General features: G+C 37.7%; 19 protein-coding genes. 7 read left to right on the top strand and 12 right to left on the bottom strand.

The features are described from left to right. Positions 1–150: 150 nt before the first annotated feature. Positions 151–1,716, top strand: a complete 1,566-nt coding sequence (locus B1NLA3E_RS09150; protein ID WP_015593561.1) for a glycosyl hydrolase family 28-related protein — start codon at positions 151–153, stop codon at positions 1,714–1,716. Between the two features lie 156 nt (positions 1,717–1,872). On the opposite strand, the gene B1NLA3E_RS09145 is transcribed toward B1NLA3E_RS09150, so the two are convergent. The 6 genes from B1NLA3E_RS09145 to B1NLA3E_RS09120 all read right to left on the bottom strand — a co-directional run bounded on the left by B1NLA3E_RS09145 (position 1,873) and on the right by B1NLA3E_RS09120 (position 8,899). Further along, positions 1,873–2,391: a DUF1003 domain-containing protein gene (locus tag B1NLA3E_RS09145; protein WP_015593560.1), complete on the bottom strand. Its 519-nt coding sequence runs from the start codon at positions 2,389–2,391 to the stop codon at positions 1,873–1,875. Between the two features lie 1,228 nt (positions 2,392–3,619). After that, positions 3,620–4,828: an acyl-CoA dehydrogenase family protein gene (locus B1NLA3E_RS09140; protein WP_015593559.1), complete on the bottom strand. Its 1,209-nt coding sequence runs from the start codon at positions 4,826–4,828 to the stop codon at positions 3,620–3,622. A 56-nt stretch (positions 4,829–4,884) separates the two neighbouring features. Next, the gene (locus tag B1NLA3E_RS09135; protein ID WP_041580413.1) at positions 4,885–6,144 is read right to left on the bottom strand and encodes an acyl-CoA dehydrogenase family protein; all 1,260 of its coding nucleotides are present in this window, start codon (positions 6,142–6,144) and stop codon (positions 4,885–4,887) included. A 123-nt stretch (positions 6,145–6,267) separates the two neighbouring features. After that, complete coding sequence (gene sfnG / locus B1NLA3E_RS09130) at positions 6,268–7,347, bottom strand: dimethylsulfone monooxygenase SfnG (protein ID WP_015593557.1); 1,080 nt, start codon at positions 7,345–7,347, stop codon at positions 6,268–6,270. Positions 7,348–7,826: 479 nt separating this feature from the next. Continuing rightward, the gene (locus B1NLA3E_RS09125; RefSeq protein WP_015593556.1) at positions 7,827–8,405 is read right to left on the bottom strand and encodes a DUF3501 family protein; all 579 of its coding nucleotides are present in this window, start codon (positions 8,403–8,405) and stop codon (positions 7,827–7,829) included. A 65-nt stretch (positions 8,406–8,470) separates the two neighbouring features. Continuing rightward, positions 8,471–8,899: a rubrerythrin family protein gene (locus B1NLA3E_RS09120; RefSeq protein WP_015593555.1), complete on the bottom strand. Its 429-nt coding sequence runs from the start codon at positions 8,897–8,899 to the stop codon at positions 8,471–8,473. A 315-nt stretch (positions 8,900–9,214) separates the two neighbouring features. On the opposite strand from B1NLA3E_RS09120, the gene B1NLA3E_RS09115 reads away from it, so the two are divergent. Beyond that, positions 9,215–10,279 carry a cytochrome-c peroxidase gene (locus B1NLA3E_RS09115; RefSeq protein ID WP_015593554.1) on the top strand — a complete coding sequence of 355 codons (1,065 nt, stop codon included), beginning with the start codon at positions 9,215–9,217 and terminating at the stop codon, positions 10,277–10,279. 270 nt (positions 10,280–10,549) lie between these two features. Here B1NLA3E_RS09115 and B1NLA3E_RS25240 read toward each other — a convergent pair whose 3' ends face one another. Further along, positions 10,550–10,726 (bottom strand): hypothetical protein, encoded by a 177-nt coding sequence (locus B1NLA3E_RS25240; RefSeq protein ID WP_015593553.1) that lies wholly within the window; start codon positions 10,724–10,726, stop codon positions 10,550–10,552. Between the two features lie 93 nt (positions 10,727–10,819). Then, on the bottom strand, positions 10,820–11,683 hold the full coding sequence (locus tag B1NLA3E_RS09110) for a nitroreductase family protein (RefSeq protein ID WP_015593552.1): 864 nt from the start codon (positions 11,681–11,683) through the stop codon (positions 10,820–10,822). Positions 11,684–11,857: 174 nt separating this feature from the next. On the opposite strand from B1NLA3E_RS09110, the gene B1NLA3E_RS09105 reads away from it, so the two are divergent. The 5 genes from B1NLA3E_RS09105 (at position 11,858) to B1NLA3E_RS09085 (ending at position 17,918) form a co-directional block, all read left to right on the top strand. After that, complete coding sequence (locus B1NLA3E_RS09105; protein WP_015593551.1) at positions 11,858–12,637, top strand: DeoR/GlpR family DNA-binding transcription regulator; 780 nt, start codon at positions 11,858–11,860, stop codon at positions 12,635–12,637. Between the two features lie 4 nt (positions 12,638–12,641). Next, complete coding sequence (locus B1NLA3E_RS09100; RefSeq protein WP_015593550.1) at positions 12,642–13,514, top strand: Cof-type HAD-IIB family hydrolase; 873 nt, start codon at positions 12,642–12,644, stop codon at positions 13,512–13,514. Positions 13,515–13,967: 453 nt separating this feature from the next. Further along, positions 13,968–15,641: a ribonuclease J gene (locus tag B1NLA3E_RS09095; RefSeq protein ID WP_015593549.1), complete on the top strand. Its 1,674-nt coding sequence runs from the start codon at positions 13,968–13,970 to the stop codon at positions 15,639–15,641. 104 nt (positions 15,642–15,745) lie between these two features. Further along, positions 15,746–16,762 carry a DUF3231 family protein gene (locus B1NLA3E_RS09090; RefSeq protein ID WP_015593548.1) on the top strand — a complete coding sequence of 339 codons (1,017 nt, stop codon included), beginning with the start codon at positions 15,746–15,748 and terminating at the stop codon, positions 16,760–16,762. 292 nt (positions 16,763–17,054) lie between these two features. Then, a complete protein-coding gene (locus B1NLA3E_RS09085; protein WP_015593547.1) occupies positions 17,055–17,918 on the top strand; it encodes a substrate-binding domain-containing protein in 864 nt (287 codons plus the stop codon). A gap of 160 nt (positions 17,919–18,078) precedes the next feature. Here B1NLA3E_RS09085 and B1NLA3E_RS09080 read toward each other — a convergent pair whose 3' ends face one another. The 4 genes from B1NLA3E_RS09080 to B1NLA3E_RS09065 form a co-directional block, all read right to left on the bottom strand. Then, on the bottom strand, positions 18,079–19,512 hold the full coding sequence (locus tag B1NLA3E_RS09080; RefSeq protein ID WP_015593546.1) for an NAD-dependent succinate-semialdehyde dehydrogenase: 1,434 nt from the start codon (positions 19,510–19,512) through the stop codon (positions 18,079–18,081). A 45-nt stretch (positions 19,513–19,557) separates the two neighbouring features. Next, entirely contained in the window at positions 19,558–20,421 is an 864-nt protein-coding gene (locus tag B1NLA3E_RS09075) for an amino acid ABC transporter ATP-binding protein (RefSeq protein WP_015593545.1), read from the bottom strand. Beyond that, the gene (locus B1NLA3E_RS09070; protein ID WP_015593544.1) at positions 20,414–21,121 is read right to left on the bottom strand and encodes an amino acid ABC transporter permease; all 708 of its coding nucleotides are present in this window, start codon (positions 21,119–21,121) and stop codon (positions 20,414–20,416) included. The genes B1NLA3E_RS09075 and B1NLA3E_RS09070 overlap by 8 nt, the downstream gene beginning before the upstream one ends. 80 nt (positions 21,122–21,201) lie before the next feature. Beyond that, a complete protein-coding gene (locus B1NLA3E_RS09065) occupies positions 21,202–22,047 on the bottom strand; it encodes a substrate-binding periplasmic protein (RefSeq protein WP_015593543.1) in 846 nt (281 codons plus the stop codon). Between the last annotated feature and the right edge of the window lie 130 nt (positions 22,048–22,177).

Here is a 22,177-nt window from a genome sequence, read left to right as displayed (position 1 = left end):
CCCTCTTCCTTCATCTTAGCTCACTCCAATCCAAGTTATATTACCACTGGTGCTCTTTTACCTCTTTTCAATCTTATTTTCATCCAATAACCCTACATGTTAAAATAAAACAAACACTAGCCCTTACCAAATATAATTGGAGTGAGCAGGATGTTCCATTTAGAAAAAAATCAAAATCCGAAAACAAACAGTCAACTATTGGAGAAAATAACCGGAAGCCAACTCCAAATTAGTGAAGCACTAGAAGAGACCGAGCAGCTTTTCCACCTTTGTCAGGAGAATAAGATTCCTCCTTTCCCTACATACGCCAACACCCACACTCAAGCGCCTTCTTCCACAAAAAAAATGGCAGAACTTCTCTGGCGAGTTTTTTCCAAGCCCGCAAACTATCAAGAGCGAACGATGATCTCAGTTGATGCAAACGGAAACGTCATTCCGGATTGGAAAGAAAAGCTTGATCAAGAGTTCAGTTTGCTGAAAAAAAACATAAACAGTGAAGTTTATTTACTGGATTTCGGTGCTATTGGGGATGGAAAAACGGACTGTACTCTTGCATTTAAAAGAGCGATAGGAAGAGGGCGAGTAAAAGTTGTCGTTCCAGAAGGAGTTTTTATCACAAAAGGAATTAAGCTACCATCATGGACATGGCTTATTGGGGTTGGAAAAGGAGTGACCAAGATAAAGCTGCATGATGAAGCAACAAAAGATACCCGACTTGTCACCAACGCTAACCACTGGAAGGGCAATCACTATATTTTTGTCGGATCTTTAAGTCTCGACTGGAATGTGGAGAGACTTGGAAATGTGGAGAAAACCAGTTCGGGCGGCAATCATTCAAGCTGTTTAACATTTGCCAATGTAACGTATGGTTGGGTTAGAGATGTGGAAGCCATCAATCCTGGTCTCCATTGTTTTGATATTTCCTCGACCATGTATAATTATGCCGGGGATGGATACCGTGCTCGCGGCGGGAGCAAATATGTATGGCTCGATGGGTTAAATGGTTTCGGCTTTGGTGATGACGGAATTACCACACACCATAGCGATCATATTTTTATTTCACGATCTCATATGTGCGACCCTAGTGGGCGTGCCCATCAGAAAGGTTTTTCTAATTCGAATGGATTTGAAATTGATGACGGTTCACAAAATGTATTACTTGTAGAAAATTCTACAGCAAGGTGCTTTGGTGGTGTCGAAATTAAGGCCCATCAAAATTCTTCGGCAGCCTCAAATGTGCAAATTGTCGGGCATATTTCTGTCAACGATAACCGCTCTTATAATTTTCGCCATATTGGCCATCACAAAAACACCGATCCGGAATCGAAATCGGCATACAATATTCTAGCGACAAACATTGTCTCCGTTGCCCCTGTTTTTACTGACTTATATAAAGATTCATCGCCGCGAGGTTTAGTGGTTTCAGCTTATAAAAATGTAGTCATAAATCATTTCACCTTAATCGGTGATCCTGATTACGATTTAAAGAAAAATCCTGTTGTTGCAATTCAATATCGGGCCCGAAACGTTATTTTAAACCATGTTACCTTAAAAAATTTTCAAAAAACCGGACCTGGAGTAAAAGTATTTGGAGGCTCCAACCGGGCGGATTCTGTTAGAATCCGCAACGTTAAGTTTGATAGCAGTTTAAAAAAAGCTATAGAGGTCGGGCAGAACGTCCATGATATTAAAATTGAAAATGTTAAAACTTTTTAAAATGATTAAGCCTTAACATTGTTAACCATTCCATTTCGAAGTATCTTAACGATTACTTGCGGTCAACCCTGAAAATACATGAGCCACACGACACCTTTTATATTTAATCGATTAGCCCTGTGACAATCTCAATCCCAAGGTAGAGACCAATCAGTATTACTTTATCTGCTTATTTTCCATTATATTTAATCGTTCTGCCATGTTTTGCTGATTTTCAATAATGGTACTCAGCTTTTGATGAATATCTTCTATGATGATTTCCGCTTTTAAGTTAACTTTAAAATCGTTTTTTGCTCTTAGTCTATCCTTTTGCTCTTGTCTATTTTGGCTCATCATAATTACAGGAGCCTGAATAGCAGCCAGGCATGACAAAATTAGGTTGAGTAAAATGAAGGGGTAAATATCATAAGGTTTTGTGAGGATTACTGCATTTAAGGTAATCCAACCTGATAAAATAAAGAAAAATATAATGATGAAAGCCCAGCTACCTGCAAATTTCGCAAGATTATCTGCCGCTTTTTCACCAAAGGTTAGCCCTTCGTCATGCTCTAACATGGAATTTTTTGAAATACGTTCTTGTAAAAGTATATGTAGAATTTCATCTTCTTCAGCTGCAATAGAGTCATCTTCTAGGATCGTTTTGATTAATTCTAGCCTTTTTTCATTTATAGACATATAGTTTAGTCCCCTCTCCTTAGTCCTGACAATCTGAATGATTTATATTAAAGTAACTATTTAATAATTCCATCCTAAATTTACGCCTTTTTCCAAATATCTAGAAAATCAGTTAACATTCTTTTCTCAGGATCACTTTTGGCCAATGTACAAAGAAATTGAGCAGTGCTTGATCTTTCGTGATTATTCGAATCTGTTAATTTCGCTTTCAATTGACCCCATACTTCATAAGGCAGTCTACCTTTTCTTTAGTAGCTGCAAGAATCTGATTTGAGGCTTCCAATTGTCGTTCCCTAACAAGTGAAATTAAGTTTTCAAAAATAGGATTGTATCTTCGAATCCACCGTCACCACTCCTTCTAAAAATTGTGTGTCCCACCCGTATTAATTCCTTTGCAACTAGTATATCATTTAGTATTTTATAGTTAAATGAGGCCAAGCGTTTGCACTTTTAGGGCACTTTCCTTTTGAAAATAGTTGTTATGGCGAGTGTTAAACCTTTCCTATTTCACCTCATATTACCACCAAAAGACAGATGATTCCTAAACTGGTGGCGGTGGTTCCGGTGCTTTCTAGCTTTTATAATTAAATATTTGCGATGAATATTCAATGAATAAATTTGTTTCTCAGATTAACACTATCTTTAGTGTTATCTTTTAACACTAAACTTCAATGCGGAGGGATATCTGATGAATATTCTTTTTAGCTTATTTCCACGATTAATTATTATGTGGTTTAGAGTGACAATCTTAATTAGTACCATGATATCTAAGTTGAAATGTCTCTTAAGAATGCCTGCTTTAACTTAAGTATCGAATATACCATAAGTATCATTAAATTCGCATTGTTGTAGAAAAAGGTGAGCACAGTATTGTGCTTGCTTTTTTTAGTGAATAAATCTCGCAGGAGAACAATACATTTAATTTTTGATAATGCGTACATTAACCTACAAATCTAAATTTCATTAGAAGTAATTGGTTAGAAAAGACTTAATGTATTTTTACGATTCATGCGATAACGATGCGAAAAGGTGGGAAAAGTTGTGGGGATAAGTGCAAGTATTTGGAGTGTAATTTGGTCCAGTTTGCCCACCCCCCAAAAAAGCCCAGACCTCATCCAACATTTGGATAAGCCCTGGCGCTTTTTTGGTTCTAATTTGGTTTACATGTAAGAAGACTAAGGTCGATCATACCATCAATTGCGATATTTTATAAGCTAACAAAATAATTTCATTTCCCCTCTTCCCAAAGCTCCAATGGTAATCCCACTAAAATCTTTCCAACTTGATCACGTGCTATATTATTTGATGGTGCCATTGGAATTCCTGCTCGGGCATCTCGGTATAGCCGTTCAAATATACCTTCTTTATATCCATAACCACCTGCTACATCCATCGCAATTCGAGCTGAAAAATCTGCTAATTCCGATGTTTGAACTTTTAATTCTATGACTTCCGCCGCTAATAAACTTAATGGTTTCCCCTCGGCAAGCAACTCATCATAATGTCTCGCTAAATCTAATTGCCACGCTTTTAATCCAGTAATTTGTATTTTTACCTCTGCTAATTTTTGACGAATCACTTGATGATCAGCCAGACTTTTATTGAAGCCTTCATTCACTGTCTTCGTAACATGATCTACCGCTGCCTTAAGAGCACCTTGCGCCACCCCAAGCCATGCAGATGCAAGACCAAGTAAATAAATTGGATTCACACCATCATCCATAATTTCTTTTCCTAATCCTTCATACCCCACTAGATCGCGATGACTTACTTTAACGTTACGATAAGTAATCGGTCCACTATGGTTTCCTCTTACTCCCAATGCTTTCCATGGTTCAGAAGTAATACCCTTGTCATGACCGTCAACGATGAAATAGCTAATATCACTATAGTCATCAGTCTCTGGAGTTCTCGTTTGTAAAATGTAAAAATCAGCCTGGCCACCACTAGTTGTAAACGACTTTTCGGCATTAATAATATAATCCTTTCCATCGCGTTCTGCTTGGCTTAGGTTAAACCATACATGGCCTCTTGTGGCTTTTTCGCTAATAGAAAAAGTTCCTACAGATCCCTCACGAACTGGCAATAACCAGCGGTTTTTTTGATCCTCATTTCCATATAAGGCAATTACTTGGGCAGCACCAACGTGCATGGCATATACTAAAGCAGTCGAAGCATCCACCTTCCCGATTTCTTCCGCAACAATTGCAAGACCTAAATAGCCTAAATCCAGTCCGCCCCATTTTTCAGAAAATGTTACCGAATTCCATCCTTCTTTAGCAAGCGCTAATAAATTTTCACGGGGAAATCTTCCTTCTTTATCAATAATTACAGCATTTGGTTCGATGATATTTTGAATAATCGGTCGAACTCTTTCTCTAATTTCCTCGACATAGGCTCTTGAATAGATATTTTTTTTCGTTTCTACATTACTCATGATTAATTCCTCCAATTTTATTACTAATAAATTTCCACATTAATATTAATTAGTTTTTAAAAATAAATTTCTCCAATTGGAAGCTCAGAATCATTCACAACATAGTTACCTATGGCACGTGCTTTGTATACGACTGGATTGTGGGAAGCAATCGTACGAATATTACGCCAGTGGCGATCAAGGTTCGCTGACTGTCTTGTTGCCGATGCACCACCAACATCAAAAAGTTGCGTAGAGGACTGTAATGCAAGATTGTCTACTATTACCTTAGCCTTAGCCGCTTGAAGCGAAGCATCATGACTCAAAGAATAATCAATAACACCCTCTACTGCTGAATTCACTGCAATATCTAGTGCATCTGCAGCAGCAAGGACAATCGCTTCGGCAGCAAAAGCACTACTCGAAAGCTGTCCAATTATTTGCAGTAATTGTGGGTCTTCGTTTGGTTTCTCGGCCGCTGCAAAACTAAAAGTACGAGTTCTTCTTTTCACCAAAGAAGAAGCATCGGTAACGACATTTCGCAATATTCCAGCTATAACTGCATGGAGAATTAGCTGTAAAAATGAATTAAACGGTGTTTGCTCTTCATTGGTGACAGTCACTTCATTTTTATGGACGAATGCATTCTTAAGGACCGTGGTTCCACTACCCGTCAATCTTTGGCCAATTCCATCCCAATCATCCTCAATGATGACTCCTTCTCGGTCAGTTGGGATTAATGCAGAAACATTTAAACCCTCAGGAGTTGACGCCGTAACAAAAACCCAATCAGCATACAAAGTACCGGTGCTAAAATACTTCGTTCCATTTAAACGGTAGCCATCTCCATCAGGGGATAAAGTAGTTTCATAGACGGAACTCCCAACATTATTATTTGATATTTCAGTATACGCATTTCCAATAATCGTTCCGTCCGCCACTCTTTTCAGCCACGTATTACGTAGTTCATTATTCGGACTAAGGAGGAATTCCTCAACTTGGTAATAATGGAAACGAAGACTATGAGCAACATCTGGGTCCGCTTCAGCTAAACGTGTGACGGCATAGAAAAGGTCCCGAATGCTAGCTCCTCCGCCACCTAGTTCAATCGGTAAACGTAGAGCGCCCAGTTTTGATTGTCTGATTAAATCAATTGAAAAATAGGGACGTGCCTCGCTGCCAGCATTCCTTCGCTCCTGGGCATTCCGTGCAATTGCTGTAATCAAGTGTTCAAATTCTTTAGAACCTACTTTTACCGGTGCAGTAAACGTTAGTTGGGGAGAAGAATCGTTCTTATTATTATTAATTTCTGGATTTAATTGTTTTTGCTTCGCCATTTTGACAAACTCCTTTTGTTTTAACATCATGATCAGAATCTTTTTAGTCGCTCTTATTCAATGCAGAGGCCTATTGTAATCTAGCCGAAGATTATATTTTCAAAACCATACATTCGGACTCAACTAATTGTGCAAGAGCTCCTTCAATTTAGCCTCTTTTTCTCTGACAAGTGGCAATACCTTCTCACCAAATGCTCGCAAGTCTTGCTCATAGTGGAGAAAACCTGTAAGAATGATGTTGACTCCTATCTTTTTAAGTTCAATGATTTGGTCCGCTACTTGTTCCGCTGTTCCAATTAAGCCTGTTTTAAAACCGTCATTATATTGGATATGATCTTCGAAGGAGGATTCTGCCCACATTCCTTGCCCTTCTGGTGAGGCTGCACCTGCGGTTTTGACTGATTCTTTAAATCCTTCAACTGCTTCTATATTGGCATTTTCCACAATTTCTCGTAGAACTTCTTTTGCTTCTGCTTCTGTATCACGAACAATAACAAAGCCATTTACTCCAAATTGGATGTCGCCTCTGCCATTTTCATTTCTTAATGCTCTCACTTCATCTATTTGTTGTTTTATTTTTTCAAGCGAACCTCCGTTCATAAAATACACATCTGTACTACGTCCTGCCATTTCTTTAGCTGCCTTAGAATTTCCACCTTGAAAGATTTTTGGCTGTTTAATTGGTTTTGGTTTTAAAGGTGCGTTGTTTATCCGATAAAAATCGCCCCGATAATTAGTATTTTCTTTTGTCCATAACTCACGAAGGACTTCGATAAATTCCTCTGAACGGCGATATCGTTCATCGTGATCGAGCCATGGTTCACCATAACCATTAAATTCACCTTTAAACCAACCACTAACAATATTAATCGCAGCACGTCCATTACTGATTTGATCTATCGTCGAGATGATTTTTGCCATCACCCCTGGGTGCCATAGACCTGGAAGTACAGCGGTAATGATGTTGATTTTTTTTGTTGAAGCAGCAAGTGCGGATGCAAGTGCAGATGCTTCTAACTGATTTTCAGCCCCATAGCTTGCAAAAAACCTTGTTTGCAAGAGTACATAATCAAACCCGATTTCTTCAGCAATTAATGCATACCGTTTATTGTCTTCAAATGACCAGCCTGTTTTTTGTGGGATGTTTGATATCACTAGACCTCCACTAACATTTGGTGCCCAATAGGCAAATTGTAAACTCATTATTTTTCCCCCTTATTAATTTGGAAATAAAAAAAGAGGCTCATATCAGAATCCTAATCGTAAAGGATTGACATGGGCCTCCGGTAAACCAGTGGGCAATATTGGATATTAAGTAATTTATTACTATTTACACAATAAACTACATTAAACCTACTAGTCAAGTGTGTTTTTAAAAAAAGTTAATAATCTCTCTCCAGACGTCTAATCCTGTTTGAAAATAAAACGACCGGAATTATCCTTATCGTAAGGCTCTGTTAAACTATAATGTTGATTTCCGTTCCAGGCACTCGCTTTCCGCGGGGCGGGCGGTGAGCCTCCTAGGCGCTAAAGCGTCTCCGGGGTCTCACCTGTCCCGCTGCTCCCGCAGGAGTCTTCGTGCCTTCCACTCCAATCTACATTGTGCAATAATCAACAATGAGCTTTAACACAGCCTTTTCGCAAAAAAAAATCACTTCCTTTTGGAAAGTGATTTTTTCTAGTTAGGCTAAATCCTTTTGTAAACTCTTTATACTTTGAGGGGTCAAAGCAATTTTCACAGTTAAATTTGGGTGATTGAGGATTAAAGCTACATCAGTAGGTCCGTTACTAAAAAGATTTTTGGCATTCTGTGTCATTGGGAATTTTAAATAATGAACACTTGTGGTAAATTCACGGTCATCATGCACTTCTTCAAAAACAGCTGGAACCTCTTCGTTTTCAACCATCATCATTAAATGATGTTCAATACCTTTTAGGGAAACTAATAAGTCTGAAAGTTTACTTTGGTCGTCTAACTCTATGAAAAGAGTAGCTGACAATTCACTCTCATTAGGAATCATATCTGAATAAATGTCTATGTATTCATCAATTTCTTGAGGGTCCTCTAGATCTTCACAATTTACCAATTCTTGAATTTGAAATAACACCGTGTTTCGATTTTCAAATAATAGGGAAATATGTTCCGACAACTGGATCCGTCTATTATTTTTATATGTAATCATTTTTTGAAGGTATTCTTCTCTTCCTCGTCGGTATGTACTTAATGGGATCAAATCTTGTCTAGTTATGGTATTAGTCATACATAGCCCACCTCTTTTCATTTATTAAAACAACCGTCCCAAATAATCAGGGACGGCAATAAAAATTAGTCTTCTAAAGAATCAAGCAACTTTTGGAAACGTTGTGCATGAACTCGTTCTGCTTTTGCCATAACTTCCATCCACTCACCGATTTGGTCAAATCCTTCTTTACGAGCAGTTGCTGCAAAACCTGGGTACATTTCGGAATACTCGTATGTTTCTCCAGCAATCGCTGAAGCAAGCATTTCTTTAACATTTCCCACAGGAAGACCTGTAGCAGGATCACCTTCACCGTTGCTACGTAAATTATCAAAGTGGCCAAAAGCATGTTTTGTCTCACCATTTGCAATGCTACGGAATAAGCTTGCTACTTCTTCTGCACCTTCTGTATCAGCTTTGTCCGCAAAGTAAAGATAGCGTCGATTTGCTTGTGACTCCCCTGCAAAGCCCGCTCTTAAATTGTCTGCTGTTTTTGTTCCTTTTAAATCTGCCATGTTTCATTCCTCCTTGATATGATTTTGAATGAATTTAGATCCACTATTCATCTAAATCCACTCATTATTCCCATTTTATGTAATCCAAATAATGAACAACAAAAGTCGTCTATTATTCAAGTATATCGTTTCATAAGAAAACTGTAAAATCTTTCATCCCATCTTTAACCAAAAAGGAATTTGTTCACCATTAGGATAGTATTGCCACTTTTTGAAATTTTGCCACAATGCTGTCCGCTTTTTCCGAAAATTAAAATTAAAATGAGGGTATACAAATACTTACATACAAATAATTTGAGAGGAGGTATTTCTTTTATGAGAAAAATTTCACTTAGTATTCTTTTACTATTTTTTTGTGTTGGTTTGGTTGGTTGTTCAAATAAGGAGGAAGTAAGTAAACAAGCGAAAATTGATCCTAATAAGTTGCTTGAAACTCTTCAAAATGATAGCCCCCTTGTACCATTAGGCGATATCCCAGTTCCAGTGGATAACCCAATGACGCCTGAAGTGGTCAAGCTAGGGCAAACCTTGTTCTTTGATCCTCGCCTTTCCGGAAACAATGAGCGAAGCTGCGCTACATGTCATGATTCAAGTTTAGGTTATGGGGATGGTCGTCCAACTTTAAAAATGTATGATGGTAGTGATGGAGCTAGAAATAGTCCAACCATCATCAACTCAGGCTACTACACCTCAAACTTTTGGGACGGGCGGGCGTCTTCATTAGAGGAACAGGCACTAGGTCCCATCCAGAATCCAAATGAAATGAATCAAAAATTAGATGAGCTTATTCAGGAATTAAAGGGCATAACAGGTTACGAAGACCTTTTTTTGGCCGCTTTTAATGACGGAATAACCGAAAAAAATCTTGCTAAAGCCTTAGCTGCTTTTGAACGACAAATCGTTGTAAAAGATACACCTTATGATCAATTTTTACAAGGGGACACAACAGCATTAAACCAACAGGAACTTCGAGGTTTAAGTTTATTCTCTGGGAAGGCTTATTGCTCAAAATGTCATAATGGCCCAAATCTCTCTGACAACAACTTTTATAATACTGGACTAAATAGTGAAGATGAGGGAAGGTTTGCTTTAACGAAAAAAATTGGAGATATGGGGAAATTTCGCACAGCTGGTTTATATGGGATAACCCACACCGCACCATACATGCGTGATGGAAGCATTGCCACACTAAAAGAGGTCATTAATTACTATAATCGCGGCGGCGGCGAACACCCAAACAAGAGCTTTTACTTGAAAAATTTTATGTCTCCCTTAGATTTAACAAAGCAAGAAAAAGAAGATTTGTTAGCCTTCTTAAAATCATTAGGAGGTAATCCACCAATTTTTACGAAACCTGTACTACCTGGGATTACCAACTAATTGTAGCAACTATAGTAAAAAGTTCCCTTAACCGAAGGGAACTTTTTTTTTCCATTGGCTCTGTTAAACTAGAATGTTGATTTCCGTTCCAGGCGCTTCGCGCACCTTAGGGGTGGGCGGTGAGCCTCCTCGGCGCTAAAGCGCCTGCGGGGTCTCACCTGTCCCACTGCTCCCGCAGGAGTCTCGCGCCTTCCACTCCAATCAACATTGTGCCAAAAAAAACATTGTGCTTTAACACAGCCTTTTCATTAAAAAATTATTTAATAATGACTAATCTTGATACCCAGATAATTGTTGTTGTGCGGTATTTAGTGAATTTATAGCTTGTTGTATCTTGTTTTTATTATCTGGTTTTTCTGCAGAACCTAGTGCTTGTTGTAAGGTGCTCACCGTACCTTGAACTGTTGACATACATTGGTCAATCTGTTGTTTCGCTTTTCCTGGCATACCTAATACCTCCTTTGAAATTAATTCAAAGATAGTATCTTCACACATTCTGATATATATTCATAATCAAATTCATTTCATCTAAAGGGAGAATCATATTATCTTCCAACTAACGATATACTCCATCTGTTCATTTGGGAGACCAATTTTGGGATCCTCTTTTATCCATTGACCCTCGACATTTATTTCCTGACAAGCTAAATCAAACTGACACATGGCAATCCCCATATCTAGTATTTGCATGTCATATCCCAATTTTGCGCTATAATTTGGCGTATGCTCTATATAAAAATGACAAACCTGCCGATCAGGAGACACCACGAGTCGCCAAGGCTGTTTATTTGAAGCAGATGGTCCAAGTCTAACCATTTCAATCGGTATTTCAAAATTACCTGCTTTCTCTTTTACTAAAGTAACCTTAAAGTTCGCATCATAAAAAAGCTTTTCCCAAGCCTTTTTATTGTCTGCTTTTACGACGAAGCGGAGTGCTTTATCCAAAACCCGTTTTTTATCATTTGGATAGCCTATGGGTGTTATGCAAGGAATGAACTCCCCTTCCTCTAGCTGAAGTTCCTTTTCAAAGGAATTTCGGTTGAATGTTCCTCCCATCCAGCAAGTTCCAATTTCTAACTCTGTCAAAAATAATATGAGTTTTTGAAAAGTGTAGCCAAACTCTAATATCGAGTTTTGATTATTTTCGGCAATTCCTACAAAATATCCCTGTGGATTTTTAATCATTCCATAGGTCCCCAACTTTATTCCCTTGTCTGTTACATTGTTGGTTACTTGAATCAACTCAACTCTCCCTTTTCCTCCAAACGGTCCGATAAAGTTTTCTTCTGTATTTATGTAATCATTTATTAACTTATAATGAGATTCGGTTATTTCTTGGGTATCATATGTTCTAATCGACTGACGCTTACGCATTATTTCAATTACCGATTTTTTTATACTCATCTTAATCCCCACCTCACTATAATTATATTATTATTCTATACGAACATCACGGATATTCCCCTTAGCCTCTCCTCATTTATTTTTTTACTTAAAAATACTTATTTATCATTGAATTCACTTAAAGATAGTGTATAATTACTTATAAATACTTAAATTGAAAGTTGGTGTGTTAAGTTGTATCAAGAGGAAAGATTATTGTCCATTTTGGATTTTCTTAAAAAGAATAATAGAATTTCAGTCGAACAAATCTGTTCCTTGCTTAATGTTTCAAGAGACACAGCAAGAAGAGATTTGGTCAAACTAGAAGAAGAAAAATCAATATTACGGACACGTGGAGGGGCGATTCTTCCCTCTGTTCATCAAGAAATAAAAGACTACTCGAACCGACTTAAAACGGTTTCTGACGAAAAAAAGACGATTGGAAAACTAGCAGCTTCGTTTATTTTTCCAGGTGATAGAGTAATATTGGATGCCTCAACTACCGTTCAATCCTGCGCTGAACAGATTGAAAATATAGATTGTACCATTATCACCAATTCAATTAACCAGGCAGAAGTATTATCTAACAACTCAGATGTGAATATTCAACTCCTAGGTGGGACTCTTCATAAAGAACATCGGTTTCTATACGGTTCATCTGTATCAGAAAAATTAGCAGAATTTCATGTAGATAAAGCTTTTATTGGTGTAGTTGGCATTTCTGAACATGGTTTAACCAGTCCTCATGAGGAGGATGGAATGGTAAAACGAAAAATGATTAAGCAAGCTAAGCAGGTTATCGTTTTAGCCGATCATACAAAATTAGGTATCACTGATTTTTTCAGGTTTGCCAATCTAAATGATATAGATCTTTTAATAACGGATAAAACTCCCCCAAAAGCGTTTAGGGATTTGTTGAATAAAAACAATGTTGAGCTCTTAACTGCTGATCAAAAAGACATAGGAGTGGATTAACTTGGTGAAATTGATTGCGATTGATTTAGATGGAACTTTACTTAATGAAGAAAACCAAGTAAGCATACAAAATTTGGAAGCTATTAAATTTGCCCAATCCAACCAAATTGAAATTGTTATTGCGACAGGACGCACTCATTTTGATGTTCAATCCATATTTAAAAATTGCGGTATTAAAACTTGGGTTATTGGAGCTAATGGAGCCACAATTCACCAACCAAATGGAGAATTGTTCCACTCAGAACCAATCAATAGACAGGGTGCATTAAATATTTTGAGTTGGCTCGAAAAAGAAAACTTTTATTATGAAGTTTGTAGCAATGATTTCATATGGACTCCGCATAATGGAAGAGAGCTTTTAGCAATCGAAATGGATCGAATAACAAGTGCATACCCCGATATAAATAAAGATCGACTGAAATATGCTGCAGAAAAGCAATTCAGTCAAACAGGCTTTTCCTATATCAAGTCCTACAAAGATCTTTTTGATAAAGATATTGATTTTTACAATATCCTTGCCTTTTCGTTTGATGAGGAAAAGCTGAAAAAAGGCTGGGCAAATTTTGAGTATAGGGACGATTTAACCATGGTTAAGTCTGCTAAACATAATTTTGAATTGGAACACAAGAATGCTTCAAAAGGAATTGCCCTAGAAATTCTTGCAAAAAAGCTAAATATTAACTTAGCGGATACTGCAGCAGTTGGCGACAGCTTTAACGATTTATCTATGCTAAGAATTGCCGGAAGAAGTGCCGCAATGGGGAATGCCCATCAGGAGATTAAAGACGCCTGTCATGAAGTTACCCTTCCTAATCACGAAGACGGTGTTGCACATTTCCTCTATACTTTAACAAAAACAACAGCTATTCATTCTTGATGTTTTTATAAGGCTGTTTTCGTAATCTTTGTTGCTATTTACTAAAAGAAAAGAGTGATTGATTTCCGCTCCAGGATGCTCGCTTTCCGCGGGGCGGGCGGTGAGCCTCCTCGGCGCTTAAGCGCCTGTGGGGTCTCACCTGTCCCGCTGCTCCCGCAGGAGTCTCGCACCTTCCGCTCCAATCAACTTTCTTCTAATAGGTTTCCTTTCCACAAAACCTATTAAAAAAACAACAATCTTTTAGAAAAGAGCCTTTTATAAACATGCTACTTAAACTCATATTGGCGTAACGCAGATTGCGGCGTAACAATTTGAGTTTGAGATATAAATGATTAGATATAAATAATCAGCATTACTTTTGAGTGCCTAGTTTGGGCACTTATTTTTTTATGTCATGAACTTAGATAAAAAGGAAATACTAAATATATCTAATTTCAATTGGGAGGAATACATTTGGCAACCACTGAAAATAAATTATCCATTTTCGCCTTAGGTGGCATCAATGAAATCGGAAAAAACATGTATGTTATCCAATATGCTAACGATATTATTATTGTCGACTGTGGTGGTAAGTTTCCAGATGAGAGTTTATTAGGAATCGATTTAATTATCCCTGATATTACCTATTTAGAAGAAAATCAGGACAAAATCCGTGCATTAATTGTGACCCATGGACACGAAGATCATATCGGTGGTGTTCCTTTTTTCTTAAAAAAATTAAACGTCCCCATTTATGCAACCCGTTTTACACTAGGTTTGATTGAATTAAAATTAGACGAGCATAAGCTCCGACGGGATACGCAATTAGTCCAGATTAACTCGGATTCAAATCTTGAGTTGGGTGAGATCAATGTTTCCTTTTTCAGAGTTAGTCATAGTATTCCTGATTGTCTTGGCGTCGTCTTCCATACACCTGAAGGAAATGTTGTCCATACCGGGGACTTCAAATTCGATTTAACACCTGTAAATAGCCAACATTCTGATATTCATAAAATGGCTGAAATCGGCAATCAAGGTGTCTTAGTATTAATTTCGGAAAGTACAAATGCAGAACGGTCTGGTTTAACCCCTTCGGAGCAAATTATTGGTGGCCATATGGATGAAGCTTTTATGAAAGCTGATGGAAAAATCTTCATCTCCACCTTTGCTTCAAATGTAAATCGCCTACAGCAAGTCGTTGAAGCTTCAATTAAAACTAATCGAAAGCTTGCTTTACTTGGTCGAAGTATGGTCAATGTTGTCTCAGTTGCGATTGAACATGGGTATTTAAATGTTCCAGAAGGGATGCTAATTGAGGCAAATGAAGTCGATAAGCTGGCGCCTGAAAAGGTTACGATTCTATGTACGGGAAGTCAAGGAGAACCAAATGCAGCCCTTGCCCGCCTAGCTAGCGGAAACTATCGGGATGCTGCTATCTATCCTGGAGACACAGTTATTTTTGCCGCTTCGCCAATCCCAGGCAATGAAAAGGACGTTTCACGTATCATCGACAACTTGTTTCAACTTGGCGCCAAGGTTGTATATGGATCTGGAAGTTCAACGGGAATGCATGTTTCAGGACATGGTTACCAGGAAGATTTAAAACTCATGCTTACCTTAATGAAACCCACCTATTTTATTCCAATCCATGGTGAATATCGAATGTTGCATCACCACCGCTTGTTAGCTGAATCGGTTGGAATAGAAAAAGGGAACACTTTTAATATTAAAAATGGTGATGTCGTTGATGTTGAAAACTCAGTTGCCCGACAAACTCGGCAAGTACCTTCAGGGGTTACATATGTAGATGGGATGGGTGTTGGCGATGTTGGAGAGATTGTATTACGAGACCGTAAACAACTTTCTGAGGATGGAATGCTCGTGATTGTTTTAACAATTAGTAAAACAGACCGCAAAATTATTCAAGGTCCAGATACCATTTCTCGTGGGTTCGTGTACGTAAAAGATTCCGAGGATCTTATCAAAGAGATTAACCGTCTTGTAAAAAAATCCGTTAATGACTTACAAGCAGAGAATGTTCGGCAGTGGAATGTAATCAAACAAAGTATTAAAAAATCAGTAGGACAATATTTATACTCCCAAACGAAGCGAAAGCCAATGATCCTGCCAATCATTATTGAAATTTGATGTGATATCCCCCTGGCAATCAGTAGCTATTACAGTTTAAATAGGGGGATGGCTATTTTGAGTAGATTTACACTTATGTTTCCAAAAATATTGGAGGGTGAGCCTTGGAAACGAATAAATCAATTCAATTAACAGCTCCAGAAATTTCGAGCCTTTGGACTCAATACATTTTTGATTCAATGTCCATTTGTTTTTTTCGATATGCACTTGAGCATATCGAAGATCACGAAATCAAATCAATCTACCAAAATGCCTTGGGATTATCAAGAGAGCATGTTCAAAAAGTAACTGAATTCATGTTAAAAGAAAATTACCCGATCCCTCATGGGTTTACAGAAAAAGAAGATGTAAACATTAACGCACCTCGTCTTTTTCAGGACCCTTTCTACCTACATTATCTTTATATCATGACATTGCAAGGGTTGACTGGATACTCTTTTTCAGTAAGTAATTCTATTCGATCTGACTTACGGAAGTATTACATAGCCTGTATGACCGAAACGATGATGCTTTTCGATCAAACCATTGATGTAATGCTTACGAAAGGACTATACACACGACCTCCTATTGTTTCACCACCCGATTCTATCGATTTTGTTAAAAACCAAAGTTTTTTAACTGGATGGTTTGGAAAACGTCGACCACTGAATGTTATGGAAATTGGAGACATTACCTTCAACATGGCTAAAATGCATTTACATGCTGCTTTAAAGGTGGGATTTATCCAAGTAGCTCAATCAAAAGAGGTTCGTCAACATATTAAGAGAGGTCTAGACATTACCAATAAACAACTGAAAATATTTGAATCGGTATTTCATGAAGAGAAATTAAATTCCCCCATTTCTTTACAAGCGCTGATTACTAACTCTACTACTTCGCCCTTTTCAGATAAATTTTTGATGTACCAAATTCAGTTATCTACACAATTATCCATTGGATATTATGGAACTGCTTTGAGTGTCAATGGAAGGAGAGATATAGGTGCTCATTACTTTCGACTTAATCTAGAACTTCTACAATTTGCAGAAGACGGTGGGAAACTGATGATAAAAAATGGTTGGTTAGAGCAGCCTCCATTATCGAGTGACCGTGACTCACTTGTAAAGAAAATGAGTGATTAATAATAATTCGAAATACATGACATTGATATAATTATGTTAATAATCCACCGCGTTAATTTATAACAAATTAACGCGGTGGATTATTAATTTTTGAGACAATAATTGTCATTGATCCAATTGACTTTAAAACTAATTAAAACCAAATGAAATTAAACAAAACTTAACGATATTAAACAAAACTAAACTAATTGTGATAAAATACATAGTAATTATTAATAACATTATTTACACTATTTAATAGTAAATACTGGTTTTAAAGTATTAATCAAAAAATCAATTTGGAGGAACTTACATGAAGAAAAATCGTTTTCTAGCTGTCCTTTTTACTTTAATGCTACTGGTTTTAGCAGCATGCGGAAATTCAAACACAAATTCTGCTACAAAGGAGAAAAAACAGGAGCCTAAAGCAGAACCGACTAGCATGATTCTTGCCACTACTACAAGTACACAAGACAGCGGACTGCTAGATGTAATAATGCCTATGTTTGAAAAGCAAAATAATGTTAAAGTAAAGGTTATTGCAGTAGGTACTGGACAAGCATTAGAAATGGGAACAAAAGGAGAAGCTGATGCCCTTTTGGTTCATGCACCTGCAGCTGAAAAAGCTGTTGTTGATGCCGGTGATGCCATTAACTATAAACGAGTTATGTATAATGACTTTGTTCTAGTTGGACCAAAAGAAAATCCTGCAGGAGTAAGCGGAGAAGATATTAATGCTTCATTCAAAAAATTAGCCGGGACAAAATCAATCTTTGTTTCCCGTGGTGACGATTCTGGTACAGATAAAAAGGAAAAAGGGATTTGGACTGCTCTAAACATTAAGCCAGAAGGTGAATGGTATTTATCAACTGGTCAAGGTATGGGACAAACCCTTCAAGTTGCAGCTGAGAAAAAAGGGTACGTTCTTACAGACCGTGCTACATGGTTAGCTCAAGAAAAGAACTTAGGTGACCTTCAAATTGTCGTTGAAGGCGGTAAAGATTTAATGAACATTTATCACGTAATGCAGGTAAACCCTGAAAAGCATGATAAAGTTAACAGTAAAGATGCTGAAAAATTTGTTAAATTTATGATTGATCCTAAGACACAAGATGTAATCGAAAACTTTGGTAAGAAAGAATATGGTCGATCACTATTTATTAAATATACAGAATAATTTTAAAGGAAGGTCCTTTCTCAAGGACCTTCCTTTTGTGCTTTAGATGTATGGATTACATGTCATTCGTATTGTCTCAAATCAGAAAAGTAACCCCACATACTTACAACGACTTCAGGTTTAACTAAATCGTCCTATTCATACTGTTACACGTCAAAATTTAACTAAGCGCAATAGAAATAAATTTCGTTTCCAGGAATTCCTCGATTCCGTGATGTCCTCCTTCTCGGCCTAAACCACTCTGCTTAAAGCCACCGAATGGAGCCTGGGCCACTGATGGAACGCCGTCGTTTAGACCGACAATTCCATATTCCAGCTTTTCGCTAACTTGAATCGCTTTGCCTAAATTTTGAGTGAAAACATAGGCTGCTAATCCAAATGGAGTGTGATTGGCTCTTTTGATCACTTCTTCTGTGGTCTTAAAAGTAGCGATTGGTGCAAGTGGACCAAATGTTTCTTCATTCATACATTGCATATCATCAGTCGCATTAATTAAGACAGTTGGTTCAAAGAAATAGCCCCCATTTAAGGATAGCTTATTCCCTCCCGTTTCAACCTTTCCACCCTTTTGGATGGCATCTGATATATGGGCTTCCATTTTTTTTATCGCTCTCTCATCGATAAGAGGTCCAATATTGGTCCCGGCTTCCAGTCCATCTCCAATTTTCAACTCTTTTACTGTAGCAATATATTTTATTGAAAAAACCTCTATAATCGATTCTTGAACATAAATCCTGTTGGCACATACACAGGTTTGACCAGCATTTCTAAATTTAGAAGCGATCGCTTCCTTAACCGCTTTGTCAATATCGGCATCTTCGAACACAATCAAGGGGGCATGGCCACCCAGTTCAAGTGATACTTTTTTCACGGTATCGGCAGCACCGCGCATTAAGGTTTTTCCAACTTCTGTCGATCCAGTAAAAGTTATTTTTCGAACTCGATCATCTTGAAGCCAGGCTTCACCTATCGCCTTGGCGTCCCCTGTAATGACATTAAATACCCCTTTTGGAATACCTGCTTTTTCCGCCAAGTCTGCCAATTTCAATGCCGTTAGTGGGGTTAACTCAGAAGGTTTTACGACTACTGTACATCCTGCTGCCAAGGCTGGCGCCACTTTCCTTGTTATCATGCCAGCTGGGAAATTCCAAGGGGTAATCGCCGCCACCACGCCAACCGGTTGTTTTAAGACAACAATCCTTTTATTTTCATGTGAGGCGGGAATGGTTTCTCCATAAATCCTTTTTCCCTCTTCTGCATACCAGGAGATAAAGCTATTTCCATAAGTGACCTCGCCAATTGCTTCTTGTAATGGCTTCCCTTGTTCACGAGTAATAATTTTTCCGATGACTTCTTTTTCCTCATCAATTAATTTGTACCATTGCAGTAATCGTTCGGCCCGCTCATTTGCAGTTTTTCTCGACCAAGTCGATAATGCCTCATATGCGGCATCTACCGCGTTCTTTGCTTCTACTGCTCCACCGCTTGGTACAGTAGCAATAACTTCTCCATTCGCCGGATTGATTACGGGAATGACTGTAACATCATCTGCTGCGAATAAGTCTCTTTTTTTAGGATCTATTTTGGTTGTCATTTCAGTTCCCCTATCCTTTAAAAATTTCCATAATGATAAGTATTTTTATAGATTGGAAGTTTCTTCTTTTAAATAAGTAGGCATTCTTCCTATGTCTTTTAATTTCCGAAGTTCATTTGGGTATTCGTCATTTGAATAATTTCCCCCGATTGCTTCTGGATGCTCAACTTTATTAATAAAAGCTCTTGTTCGTTCATGCCTTGGAAAATTAAACAACTGCTTTGGATGGCCTTCCTCAACAATGACTCCTTTATCCATGAAAATGACGCGATCACCTACATCTTCAGCAAATCTCATTTCATGGGTCACGATCACCATTGTCATTCCTTCATCGGCAAGCTCTTTCATTACATTTAATACTTCTCCAACCAATTCAGGGTCAAGTGCTGAGGTTGCCTCATCAAAAAGCATAACTTTAGGTTCCATTGCTAGTGCTCTAGCGATAGCAACCCGCTGCTGTTGCCCTCCTGAAAGTTGACTTGGATAGTGATTCATTCTGTCTCCTAAGCCAACTTTTCTTAAATAGCGCTCAGCCGTTTTCCTTGCATCTTCTTTTGACTTTTTTCGTATTTTTATTTGAGCAGCCATAACATTCTCTAAGGCCGTCATCGTTGGGAACAGATTAAATCTTTGAAACACCATTCCGATTTCTGTCCTAAGTTTTGCCACATGTTTCTCATTATACTTTTTCTTAGGCTCAACGAAGAATTCACCTTCTACTTTCACAGTACCAGAGGTTGGTATTTCAAGAAAATTCAGACATCTAAGCATAGTCGATTTCCCTGATCCAGATGGCCCAATGATGACGATTTTTTCCCCTTTAAAAACTTTGAAGTCAATTCCTTTTAAAATTTCATTTTTCCCAAATGATTTATGCAAATCTGTAACTTTGATCATGATCTCATGCATGTTTTAATAACCTCCGTTCCAATAAACGAATAATTTGCGCCAAAGGTAGACTGATTATTAAGTACGCAACTGCTAAGAGTGTATATGACTCAATGGTTAAAAATGTTTGTGAAGCATAAGATTGTGTTCGTAATAACAACTCATTTACGGTGATAAAAGCTAACAACGACGTATCTTTAATCATCATTACTAGGTAATTTCCCAAAACTGGAATCGACGATCTTGTCGCCTGTGGCATAATAATTGACCACATCGATTGACGTTTCGTATACCCCAATGCTAATGCCGCTTCATTTTGGCCCTTATCCACAGCAAGTATTGAAGAACGAATCACCTCTGATAAGTAGCAGCCATAGTTAATCCCGAGCCCTAGCATTCCTGCCATAAATGGACTAATTGTAAATTGATAATCAGGGATCCAAACATTAACCAGTAAGGAAATGAGTAGTGGGACGACATAGTACATATAAACTAATTGAACAAGTAACGGGGTTCCTCGAACGATCTCCAACATAGTAACCAATACTCCATTTAGAAGTTTTGATTTTGAAATCCGCCCAAGAGCTATAAAAACTCCTACTATAATCGCCAAAGCAAAGCCGCTTATGGTTGCTTTTAAGGCAATCCACATGCCTTCAACAAGGATGGGTAAAAGATCTGACGATGCAGTATGGAAATCTAAATTCTCGATAATGTTCATTTAGAACCACCTCTTTTCAAAATTTAGCTTTTTTAAAGCTTTATTTTTCATGCCATCGTGAAAAACTATTAAGATTTGACTTATTTTGCTGGAACAAAGTAATCCTCATTTAAGCCATATTTTTTCAATACTTTCAAAATAAAACCATTCTTCTTTAATTCTTCTATTTCTTTATTAATAGCTTCCACTAATGTCTTATCTTCCTTGCGAGCCGCCGCAGCAATATTACCAGATGCTTGAGCCTTATATGGTGAAACGATTTTTAAATTTAATGATGGATCCTTAGAAATACTATAGGCTGCCACGACACCATCTGTAATCGTCCCGTCGATCTTCCCTGTGTTAGTTGCTAATAGCAATTCCGCCGATGAGCCAAAAATATCAACCCTACCAATCTTCCCCTCAGCTTGTAACTTTTGAGCTAATTCTAGAAAAGTTACTCCTTTTTGAGCTCCAATTACTTTTCCCTTTAAATCATCAATTCCCTTAATAGGTGAAGTTTTTGGAACGACCAGTGCTTCCCCTTGCTTGTACCAAATATCTGTGAATTGAACGATTTTCTCTCTTTCCGGTTTTATGTACATCCCATCGGAAACAAGGTCAATGTTCTTATTGTTTAATTCCAGTAATAGATTTTCAAACTTAACTTCTTTCAATTCCACCTTTGGTATACCAATCCGCTTAGCCACTTCTGTTAAAATTTCGGCATCAATACCACTATATTTCTTTGTATCCTTGTCTATATAGGCAAATGGAGCGTCATTTGATGAACCTACAATGAGTACACCTTTTTCTTTAGCGGCCTCCAGAGTATCTTTTTTTTCTGCTGCTGCACTATTAGAATTCGTTTTACTACTGCTTCCGCAACCTGCCAAAATAGAAGAAACCAATGTTACGATCATAATCAATGAAACTATCTTTTTCATATCCTTACCTCCAATAATAGTGTGTATTGTTTACGAAAACTGTTCGTCCTGTTTTTACGAATGTGAATTGAATAGGATCGTAACCTGGTAGATTTTCTCCTTATTCATCATTTTTTAATGATCCCCCCTA

Origin of the sequence: Bacillus sp. 1NLA3E (genome assembly GCF_000242895.2) — a bacterium.
In the GTDB taxonomy this organism is placed as follows: Bacteria; Bacillota; Bacilli; order Bacillales; family Cytobacillaceae; genus Bacillus_BU.
This window is presented reverse-complemented; position numbering and strand designations above follow the sequence as displayed.

What these genes read in the sequence shown, in the direction of transcription:
- B1NLA3E_RS09065 (WP_015593543.1), bottom strand. Translation starts at nt 22,047, where the DNA reads ATGAAAAAGATAGTTTCATTGATTATGATCGTAACATTGGTTTCTTCT.
- B1NLA3E_RS09115 (WP_015593554.1), top strand. Translation starts at nt 9,215, where the DNA reads ATGAGAAAAATTTCACTTAGTATTCTTTTACTATTTTTTTGTGTTGGT.
- B1NLA3E_RS09075 (WP_015593545.1), bottom strand. Translation starts at nt 20,421, where the DNA reads ATGCATGAGATCATGATCAAAGTTACAGATTTGCATAAATCATTTGGG.
- sfnG (WP_015593557.1), bottom strand. Translation starts at nt 7,347, where the DNA reads ATGAGTTTACAATTTGCCTATTGGGCACCAAATGTTAGTGGAGGTCTA.
- B1NLA3E_RS09120 (WP_015593555.1), bottom strand. Translation starts at nt 8,899, where the DNA reads ATGGCAGATTTAAAAGGAACAAAAACAGCAGACAATTTAAGAGCGGGC.
- B1NLA3E_RS09145 (WP_015593560.1), bottom strand. Translation starts at nt 2,391, where the DNA reads ATGTCTATAAATGAAAAAAGGCTAGAATTAATCAAAACGATCCTAGAA.
- B1NLA3E_RS09080 (WP_015593546.1), bottom strand. Translation starts at nt 19,512, where the DNA reads ATGACAACCAAAATAGATCCTAAAAAAAGAGACTTATTCGCAGCAGAT.
- B1NLA3E_RS09085 (WP_015593547.1), top strand. Translation starts at nt 17,055, where the DNA reads ATGAAGAAAAATCGTTTTCTAGCTGTCCTTTTTACTTTAATGCTACTG.
- B1NLA3E_RS09150 (WP_015593561.1), top strand. Translation starts at nt 151, where the DNA reads ATGTTCCATTTAGAAAAAAATCAAAATCCGAAAACAAACAGTCAACTA.
- B1NLA3E_RS09125 (WP_015593556.1), bottom strand. Translation starts at nt 8,405, where the DNA reads ATGACTAATACCATAACTAGACAAGATTTGATCCCATTAAGTACATAC.
- B1NLA3E_RS09135 (WP_041580413.1), bottom strand. Translation starts at nt 6,144, where the DNA reads ATGGCGAAGCAAAAACAATTAAATCCAGAAATTAATAATAATAAGAAC.
- B1NLA3E_RS25240 (WP_015593553.1), bottom strand. Translation starts at nt 10,726, where the DNA reads ATGCCAGGAAAAGCGAAACAACAGATTGACCAATGTATGTCAACAGTT.
- B1NLA3E_RS09110 (WP_015593552.1), bottom strand. Translation starts at nt 11,683, where the DNA reads ATGAGTATAAAAAAATCGGTAATTGAAATAATGCGTAAGCGTCAGTCG.
- B1NLA3E_RS09140 (WP_015593559.1), bottom strand. Translation starts at nt 4,828, where the DNA reads ATGAGTAATGTAGAAACGAAAAAAAATATCTATTCAAGAGCCTATGTC.
- B1NLA3E_RS09070 (WP_015593544.1), bottom strand. Translation starts at nt 21,121, where the DNA reads ATGAACATTATCGAGAATTTAGATTTCCATACTGCATCGTCAGATCTT.